The organism is Kitasatospora sp. NPDC001539 (genome assembly GCF_040298565.1).
In the GTDB taxonomy this organism is placed as follows: Bacteria; Actinomycetota; Actinomycetes; order Streptomycetales; family Streptomycetaceae; genus Kitasatospora.
Genome location: NZ_JBEPAK010000264.1, coordinates 1 through 9,420, shown reverse-complemented (window position 1 = coordinate 9,420; position 9,420 = coordinate 1). Strand labels below are relative to the sequence as shown.

At 75.7% G+C, this 9,420-nt stretch carries 5 protein-coding genes; 1 reads left to right on the top strand and 4 read right to left on the bottom strand.

The window, feature by feature from the left end:
* Positions 1-96 precede the first annotated feature (96 nt).
* The 4 genes from ABT247_RS28470 to ABT247_RS28455 all read right to left on the bottom strand — a co-directional run bounded on the left by ABT247_RS28470 (position 97) and on the right by ABT247_RS28455 (position 8,057).
* On the bottom strand, positions 97-861 hold the full coding sequence (locus ABT247_RS28470) for a metallophosphoesterase (protein ID WP_350747937.1): 765 nt from the start codon (positions 859-861) through the stop codon (positions 97-99).
* Positions 862-880: 19 nt separating this feature from the next.
* Positions 881-5,467: a hypothetical protein gene (locus tag ABT247_RS28465; protein ID WP_350747934.1), complete on the bottom strand. Its 4,587-nt coding sequence runs from the start codon at positions 5,465-5,467 to the stop codon at positions 881-883.
* A 42-nt stretch (positions 5,468-5,509) separates the two neighbouring features.
* Positions 5,510-6,385, bottom strand: coding sequence for a hypothetical protein (locus ABT247_RS28460; RefSeq protein WP_350747931.1), 876 nt, complete (start codon positions 6,383-6,385; stop codon positions 5,510-5,512).
* Positions 6,386-6,527: 142 nt separating this feature from the next.
* On the bottom strand, positions 6,528-8,057 hold the full coding sequence (locus ABT247_RS28455) for a hypothetical protein (RefSeq protein WP_392905554.1): 1,530 nt from the start codon (positions 8,055-8,057) through the stop codon (positions 6,528-6,530).
* Between the two features lie 185 nt (positions 8,058-8,242).
* On the opposite strand from ABT247_RS28455, the gene ABT247_RS28450 reads away from it, so the two are divergent.
* Entirely contained in the window at positions 8,243-9,301 is a 1,059-nt protein-coding gene (locus ABT247_RS28450) for an IPT/TIG domain-containing protein (protein WP_350747929.1), read from the top strand.
* The last annotated feature ends 119 nt before the right edge of the window (positions 9,302-9,420 follow it).

Genomic DNA, 9,420 nt, shown 5'->3' with positions numbered 1-9,420 from the left:
GTCCGACAACCGCTCACCCGCAGGCGACTTGACCTGCCCCACCCTTGCCACACCACAACCAACGAGCCACAGACACCAAAGTCACCGGCATTGGCTCTAGGCCGGGACGGTCCGGTAGTGGGTGGTGATCCGGCCGGATCCGTCCAGGACGTGGAAGGCGAGCATCGGCGGGTGGTCGAAGGAGATGCCGGAGCCGCCCTCGCAGGGCAGGGTGACGGTGGACACCACGCCGGGCGCGACCAGCAGCGGCAGGCCGGCGAAGGTGGTCGCGGCGGCCGTGTGGGAGTGGCCGCACAGGAGGGCGGCCACCCGGGGGTGGCGCCGCAGCACCCCGGCGAGGTCCGCCTCGCCGAACTGGCGGATCCCGTCGACCATCGGCAGGTGCAGTTCCGCCGGCGGGTGGTGGAAGGCGATCAGGGCCGGCAGGTCGGTGCGTCCGGCGGCCAGGCGGGTGTCCAGCCAGTCCAGCGTCCCCCCGTCCAGCAGGCCGTCGTCCTGCCCGGGGACGGACGAGTCGAGCATCAGGACGTCGGCGCCGGGGAACTGGTGGAGCCGGTTGATCGGGCCCTCCTCGCCCGCTGCCCCGCCGAGCAGCACCTGCCGGTAGGGCTCCCGGACGTCGTGGTTGCCGGGGCAGGTGAGCACCGGGTGCCGGGAGGCCAGCACCTCGGCCACCTGCTCGTACTCGGCGGCCAGGCCGTGGTCGGCGAGATCGCCGGTCACCAGTACCGCGTCCAGTGGGCCGGGCAGGGCGTCGAGGTACGCCATCACCTGCTCGGCCCGCCGCCGGGCCCGCTCGCCGCGGTCCCGGCGGTGGTCCTGGCCGAGGTGGATGTCACTCAGGTGCGCAATCGTCAGCATGCCGATCACGCTAGTGAGTTCACGCCTGCGCGGGAACCTCCGCCGGGCGCTTGAACATCCTTGTGGCGGTGATCTCACCGTGGATGGTCGGGCCGTCCGGGTCCTGCTGGGCCGGCAGTCCGGGGCGCAGGTGCTCCTCCACCGAGATGTACTTGAGCCCGGCCCGCAGGTCGGCGTCGTTGCGCAGGCGGATCACCAGCGGGAACTCGGCGAGCGCGGTGGTGTCGAACAGGCCGGTGGTGTAGATGAGCTGGACGCCGAGCGCGTCGGCCACCGCGCGCTGGAGCTCCAGCAGGTAGGTGGCGTTGGCGCGGCCGATCGGGTTGTCCAGGAACAGCGTGCCGGCGTGCCGCAGCTGCGACTGGCCCCGGTCGTTGGCGCGGAGCGCGGCCATCGTGCAGTAGAGCGCGATGGCCGCGGTGAGCAGCTGGCCGCCGGAGAAGACGTCGGACATCTGGCCGACGCCGACCCGTTCGGCGCGCAGCACCGCGTCCGGCTTGAGGATCTCGACGCTGACGCCCTTGGGGCCGATCGCGGCGGCGACGCCGCGCAGCAGCAGGGACATGCCGTCGCGGCGCAGGTCGCTGTTCTTCTTGACGGCGGCCCGGGTGGCCTCGTCGATGACCTCGCCGAGGCGCTCGACCAGGGTGGCGTGGTCGGGGTCCTCGAAGCGGATCCGCAGGAACTCCTGGCCGGACCACTCCCCCAGGCCCTCGGGCAGCCGGGAGAGCCGCTGGGCGGCGCGCAGGGTGGTGAGCGAGGACTCGACCAGGCCGCGCAGCCGGTCCACGATCGAGCCGCGGTTGCGCTCCAGCTGGGCGAGTTCGTCGGTGAGCACCCGCAGCCGGGGGGCGAAGGCGGCGGCCCAGGCGGCGGCGTGCTCGGGCAGCGCGGAGGCGGGCAGTTCGCGGATCTGCTGGCGGGCCGGGGTGCGGACGGCCTCGTAGCGGGCGGCGTTGGCGTGCCGGACGAGCGCGTCGGAGGCGTCGCGGACGGCGAGTTCGGCGGAGGACAGCTCACCGACGGCGGTGCGCAGGCTGCGGCGGGCCTCGGTGCAGGCGTTCCGCGCCTCGGCGAGGGAGCCGAGGTACGGCTCGGCGGGCTCGTCCGGGTCGTCCTGGTGGTCGCGCAGGCCGTCGCGCAGCTGGCCGGCCAGCTCGTCGAAGCCGGCGGCGGCGGACTGGGCGGCGTCGAAGGTGCGCTGGAGGTCGGCGTGGACGGTGCGGGCGGCGTCCACGGCCTCGCGGCACTCGGCCAGGCGGCTGGTCGCGGCGCGCAGCAGGGTCTGGGCGTGCTCGGGGTCGGTGGGGACGAGCTCCTCGGGCAGCTCGGTGTGCGCCTCGCCGTCGGCCGGGGCGGAGCGCTCCACCTCGCCGCGGAGCCGGCCGAGCTGCTCGCTGGCGGCGGCGGAACGGGCCTCGATGGTGGCGACCAGCTCCTCGGCGCGGGCGGCGGCGGCCTGGCGGGCGGGGCCGTCGGCGCCGTCGGGGCTGCCGAGGAGTTCCTCGGCCCGGGTGCGGACCTTGTTGGTGAGGCGGTCGAGCTCGGCCGCGGCGGCGGCCTCGTCGCCCTCGGCGCGGGCCTGTTCGGCGCGCAGGTCCGCGCCGACGCCGACCTTCTCGTACAGCTGGGAGGCGGCCCGGTAGGCCTCGCGCAGGGCGGGCAGGGAGACCGGGGCGGTCGGCCCGACGGGTTCGTCGGTCTGCTCGGCGGCGGAGATCTCGGCGCGCTCGGCGCGCAGGGCGCGGGCGGTGCGGCGGGCGTCGTCGGCGGCGCGCTGGGCGGCGCGGCGGTCCTCGTCGCAGGTGCGGGCGCGTTCGGCGCAGACGGCCTGGCGGCGGTCGCACTCGGCGGCGTCCTCGGCCAGCTCGCGCTGTCGGCGGCTCCAGTTGGCGCGTTCGCGCAGGCGGAAGGCGAGGCCGGAGAGGGCGTCGGCGCGGCGGCGGGCGCGCTGGGCGGCCTCGCGGTGCTCCTCGTGGGCGGCGGCGGCGGTGGCGTGGTCCGTCTCGGCCTCGTCGTGCTCGGCGCGCAGGGTGGCCAGGGCGGCGGCGGCCTGTTCGGCGTGTTCGCGGGCGGCCTCGGCGGCGGCGGCGAGTTCGGCGAGCGTGCCGGGCGGGCAGCTGGCGTGCCAGGAGGCGAGGCGGGCGGCGAGGGCACGGTCGGCGCCGAGGCGGCCGGCGAGTTCGCGGATGTGCTCCTCGCGGGCGCCGGCCCGGGCGCGCAGTTCGCGCCGCTCGCCGTCGGCGGCGGACTCGTCGTGCATGGCCGGGTTCGGCGGCACCAGGAAGAAGGCGGGCTCGTCGGTGATCGGGGCGACCAGCGAGGCGGCGGCACCGACGGCGACCGTGGAGCGGGGCAGCAGCGCGGCGGCCTGGAGGGTCTCGCGGGCCCGCTCCAGCGAGGCCGGGTCGGTGACGACCACGCCGTCGACCAGTTCGGGGCGGGCGGCGAGGATCGCCTCGTGGTCCGCCGGGTCCACGGACTGGGCCAGGTAGCGCCAGCCGGGCAGGGCGGGGATGCCGTGCTCGGCGAGGTACTCGACGGTGGCCAGCACGTCGGGGCCGGGCGGCAGCAGACCGCCGTCGCCGAGGGCGGCGAGGATGCGGGCGTCGTCGGCGGCGGCGGTGCGCAGGTCGAACAGGGTGCGCTCGGCGGTGGCGATGGCCTCGTCGAGGAGTTCGCGCAGGTACTCGGCGTTGCGGTCGAGGACGGCGGGGGTGAGGAAGCCGGCGTCCTCCTCGGCGCCCGACCCGTCCTCGCTCCAGTCCGTGGGTGCGGGGGTCAGGGAGAGCAGGTCGGCGAGCCGCTGCTCGGTGGCGAGCAGCGCGGCGGTGCGCTGTTCGGCGGCCAGGGCCCGGGCGGCTGCCTTGCGGGCGTCTCCGGCCCGCTCGGCGGCGAGTTCGGCGCGAGAGGTGGCGGCGGCGGCCTCGCGCAGCCGGGCGGCGGAGGCCTCGGCGGCGGCGCGCGCCTGGGCGAGGGCCGCGGCGGCGGCCTTCTCGACGTCGGCGGCGTGCAGGGCGGCGCGGGCCGGGTCGACGTCGCCGTCGGCGTCGATGAAGCCGGCCTCGACGGCGGCGGCGGTCTCCTGCTCGACCTCGGCGAGGCGCTGGCGCAGGTGTTCGGCCTCGCTGCGGGCCTTCTGGGCGGCGGTGGCGGCCTCGGTGGCCTCGGACTGCGCCTTGGCGCCGTCCTCCTGGAGTTCGCCGGCGCGTTGCTCCTCGGTGTCGGCGCGGGACTCGGCGGCCGCGGCGGCGGCCTCCAGGGCGCGGGCGAGGGCGGTGGCGGCGGCGGCCCGGGCGGCGAGCGCGGGGGCGGCGTCCAGCTCGGCCTCGCGGATGGCGGCGGCGACCCTGGCCACCCGGTCCGCGGCGGCGCGTTGGCGCAGCACGGCCTCGGCGGCCTGCCAGGCGGAGTGCAGGGTGCGGGCGTCGATGAGTTCGCGGCGCAGTGCGGCGGCCTCGGCGGTGGCCGCGGCGAGGCTCAGGGTGGCGTGCCGGTGGGCGAGTTCGTCGGCGATCAGGCCGTGCCGGGTGCGGTCGGCCTCGGCGGCGGTGACGGCGCTCGCGGCGGCGGCCACCTCGATGGCGAGGTCCTGGGCGCGGTCGCGTTCGGCGGCGGCGCGGGAGGTGAGGGCGTGGGCGAGCCGGCGGGTGCGGCGCTCGGCGGTGCGGTGGGCCTCGCGGACGGTCTCTCGGGCGGCGGTGGCCTCGACGATGCGCTCGAGCAGGTCGAGCGAGCCGGCGGTGAAGTCGCGTTCGGCGGTGAGTTCGGCGCGCCGGCCGAGCTTGGCGGCGAAGCCGTGCACCAGGTCGGCGAGGCCGTCGGTGTCCCGGGTGTCGGTGACGGCGCGCAGCAGCAGGTCGGTGAAGTCGCTGTCGTGCTTGACCGCGAACAGGCCGGCCGCCTCACCCTCGTCGGCGTTCATCTCGCGCTGGTAGCGGAAGAGTTCGGGATCGAGGCCGAGCTCGCCGAGGTGCTCCGTCCAGCGGTCGTGGCCGTCCTCGAAGACCAGGTCGAGGTAGGGGTGGGCCTTGCCGGCCTCGGTGAGGGCGTCGCGGAAGCCCTTCATGGTGCGGCGGCGGCCGCGGGCCTTCTGGTCGCCGGCCAGGCTGACCCGTTCGGCGACCGGCAGCGAGTCGAGGGTGAGCCCGGGCCCGGGGCGGAAGGAGTACCAGGTCTCGGCGAACTTGCGGGGGTCGGAGGAGACCTGCCGGCCGCGCCACTCGCTGACCTTGCCGACGACGATCAGCTCGCCGGTGACGGTGTGCTGCCACTCCAGGGCGACGTGGCCGCAGTCGTCGGCGAGCAGGAACTTGCGCAGCACGCCGGAGCTGGCGCCGCCGAGGGTGTTGCGGTGACCGGGCAGCATCACCGAGAAGATCAGCTTGAGCAGGACGGACTTGCCGCCGCCGTTCTCCAGGAAGAGCACGCCGGCCGGGGCCGGGCGGCGGATCGGGCCGTCGGTGTCCTCGCCGAACAGCCCGATCTGCTGCGGGGCGGGGTCGGCGACGGGCTCACCGACGCCGCGCAGGTCGAGCACCGTGTCGGCGTATCGGGCGCCGGCCGGTCCGATCGAGTAGAGGCGGACCCGGTTGAGCTCGTACATGTGCGGCGGTTCTCCGTGCGGTCTGTGGGAGTGTCGGAACGGTCAGAGCGAGTGGAACGGCAGGCCGGCGTCGGCGACCAGCTCGTCGGTGGTGTCCGGCGGCAGCAGGCTGGCGGTGCCGTCGGAGACCGGGACGATGCCGAGGTCGAGCAGTTCGGCCATGGCCGCGCTGCCGGCCAGGTCGCGGACCTGGAGCTGGTAGCGGGCGGTGGTGCGGTAGGTGCCGCCGGCGTCGTCGGAGACCTTCTGCAGGAAGCCGGAGTCGACCAGGAACATGACGGCCTTGGCCACGATGCCGATGGTGGAGCCGGAGAGGCGGCGGGCGTCCTTGGTGGCGCCGGTGGCGGTGCGCCGGGCCCAGACCCGCCAGGCGGCCTCCAGGCCGGGGGCGTCGGAGGCCGGGTCGGTGTTGGCGCCCTCGGCGTCGGCCTGTTCCTCGAGGCGGCGGCAGGCCTGGCGGACGAAGGAGTCGACGCCGTTGACGGTGATCCGGCCGAGGTAGCCGTCGTCGGCGAGGTCCTCGGGGCGGGGGAAGGCCATCGCGGCGACGGCGAGGTGGGCCAGGCCGTGCAGGAAGCGGTCGGTGGTCTCGGAGGCGGCGCGGCGCGAGTAGTCGCCCATCCGGACGGCGAACAGCGAGTCCTCGGCGGCGGCGACGGCCATGCCGGCGCGCGGCGAGACCTCCAGGACGACCAGGCCCATGCCGGTGGCGATGGCGTCGGCGAGGCGGGCGAACGGCGGGTCCTCGCGGTGGCGGCGGACGAGTTCGGCGTACTCGGCGTCGCGGGCGGGGAGCAGCTTGGCCTGGAGGCCGAAGGAGACCAGCCGGGCGGCGTCGGCGACGTCGGCCGGGGTGATCGGCGCGGGGGCCGCGGGTTCGGTCTCGGGCGCCCAGGACGTGTCGTGGGGGGTCGTCACGGGCGGTGCTCCTCGGGGCTGCTGCTGTCGGGGGTGCTCTGGCGGTGCGTCAACGTCGGTGCCTGGGAGGTCGGTTGCGGGGGTCGGTGCCTGGGGTGCCGGGGACGCCCGGGGTGGGCGGTGCCGTCGGCGGTCCGGCTGGTCAGCCGGCGTCCTTGCGGTCGGCGGCCATGCCGGCCGCGTCGAGCAGGGCGCTGCCGACGATGAGGTCGGCGCCGCCGAACTCCGGGTCGCGCAGCGGGGTGCCGTCGTCCACCGCGAACAGCAGCCGCTCCTCTCCCTGGCGGTAGGCGGTGCCGACCGGCGGGCTGGCCGCGTGCACGGCGAGGAGTGCGACCAGGTAGGGGAGTTCGGGGTCCCGCCGACGGGCGTCGGCGAGCAGGCCGGAGAGCCGGCGGGGGGCGTCCGGGGGCAGGTCGAGCAGCTCCAGGGCGGATTCCAGCTGGGCTTCGGAGAAGCGGCTGTCGTCCGGGGTGGCGACCAGGTCCGGGTCGGGCAGTTCGGCGCCGAGGTGTTCGCGTTCGACCGGCGGGGTGAGCAGCAGGTCGACCAGGTCGGTGACCCGGACGGCGACGGGCGTGCGCAGGCCGGCGCCGCGGGCGAAGAAGGCGTCGGTGGGGCGGACGGCCTGCTCTATCGGCAGCCTCAGCACGGGGGCGAGCAGCTGCCCGTACAGGTCGATGCCGCTGCGGGCGCCGGGGGCGGCGAAGGCCTGGCGGTCCTGCTCGGCGCGGAACAGCGGGCCGGCCTCCAGCAGGCGGGTCTGCAGCTGGGTGTGGCGGCGGATGCAGTCCTTGACGATGTCGACCAGCTCGGCGGCGCGGCGCTTGTGCTCCGGATCCTCGGCCTCGTCGCGGGCCTTGCGGATGTTGGTGAGAATCGCGTTCTCGTGCCGGTAGCGGTCGGCGATGTGGTCCAGAGCCTCGTCGATGAGGTCGGGGATCGCCCGCATCCAGTCGACCGCGCGGACGTTGCGGCGGGTGGCGTCGAGTGCGCGGCGCAGCGTCTCGGCGTACTGGACGGTGCGGTAGCGGGCCTGCTCGGCGGCGAGTTGGGCGTCGGCCAGGCGGCCGCGGCGGATCAGCACCTCGAGCTTGACCTCGGCGGCGATCTGGGCCGAGGTGACGTCGGTGTCCAGCGCGCCGACCAGGACGTTGACGGCCTCGTCGGTGGTGCGCAGGTAGACGCCGCCGTCGGGGCCGGGGACCTCCTCGATCAGCTTGAAGTCGTAGTCGCGCCGGACGTACGTGCCGTCCGCGCCGAAGGTGCCGTAGACGGCGCGGAAGCCGCGGTCCACGCTGCCGACGTTGATCAGCGACTCCAGCACCCAGCGGGCGACCCGCTCGTGCTCGGCGGAGTGGCGGGTCGGCGCCTGGGCGGCGACCCGGGGCAGCAGCCGGGCGAGCACCGTGTCGCGGTCGGCCCCGGTGTCGAAGTCCATGTTGAGGGTGACCAGGTCGATCGCGGCGAGGCCGACCTCGGCCATCGCGTAGCCGCCGTACTCGCCGGCCAGGTTCACCTTGCGGTTGTCCAGGTCGTGCAGCGGGGCGGTGCAGGCCAGCGCCTTGAGCCGGCGGGCCAGGCCCTCGTCGGCGGCGGGGCCGGGCGCGGGCCGCACGGAGGCGGCGGGCGGCCGGAGGCCGTGCTCGGGCGGGTCAGCGATGGCGGTCACGGTGGACAAGATTAGAGGTTCGCACCGACATCGACCGAAACGGACCTTACCGGTGGGCGCAGCGGCAGGTGGGAAACGGGTGCGCGGGCGATTCCGGAACGGCGGTCCGAAGGAATTCCGCCATTCCCGAACCGGCATTCGACAAAACCGTGAGGGCGGCGCGCCGGTTCGGTGACGATGGACCCATGATCACCCGACTGGCCAAGGCGGGCCTCGCCGCCGCGCTGTCCGTGACCGTCCTCAGCACCGGAGCCGCCGTCGCCACGGCCGCGCCGGTCATCGCCACGCCCGCGCCGGCCACCGCACCCGCCCCCTCGGCGCAGCACGTGACGGTCTCCCAGGCCGGCAACTACCCGGTCTTCGCCCACGACTCCACCAACATGGGGGTGACCTGGACCTCGGCGGGCACGGCCGACCTCACCGGCCCGACCCACCTCACGGTCGACCTCCCGCCCGGGGTCACCACGAGCGGGGCGCTGTTCTACAACACCCCGTACGACTACACCTTCGCCGAGACCGTCTCGCCGGACGGCCGGCACCTGGAGGCGGTGTTCACCGCCACCCGCACGCCGGGCAGCAGCAACTTCATGAAGGTCTACCTGGCGACCAACGGGACGGCGCCCGCGACCGGGCCGATCACCGTGACGGTCGGCAACCCGAACGACACCGACCCGACCGGCCACGTGTCGACCTACCTCCTCGGCACCGGCCCGCAGCCCCCGACCGTCCAGGGCGCGCCGGCCGTGGCCGCCCTGGGCACCACCACCGGACCGGGCGCGGGCGGCACCGCGCTGACCGTGAGCGGCACCGACCTGGCCCACGGCATGGTGCTGGTCGGCGGTGTCCCGGCGGCGGGCAGCTGCACCGACACCGCCTGCACGGTGACGACACCGGGCGGCTCCGGCAGTGCGCCGGTCAGCGTGGTGACCCCGGGCGGCACGGCCACGGCGCCGGCCGCCTTCGACTACACCGGCGCCCCGCCGCCGGCGCCGGCCGCACCGGTGGTCAGCGCCCTGACGGCCGCCGGCGGGCCGGTCGCGGGCGGGACGAGGGTGTACGTCCAGGGCAGCAACCTGACGTACGGGACGGTGGCGTTCGGCGGGGTTCCGGCCGCGCACGTCTCGTGCGGGCCGTCCTTCTGCACCGCGTACGCGCCGGCGGCCGCCCAACCGGGGCCGGTCGGCGTCACCGTCACCACGGCGGGCGGCACCAGCGCGCCGGTGACGTACACGTACACGGCCTAGCCGCAATGCTGGTGACTTTAGGTCGTGTCGCGCGGGGTGACGGTTGGTGTTGCTGGTTGTGGTGGTGGCCAGTTGTAGTGCTGGGCGCGCTTGAGGGGCCAGTTGGACATCTTGCGTTT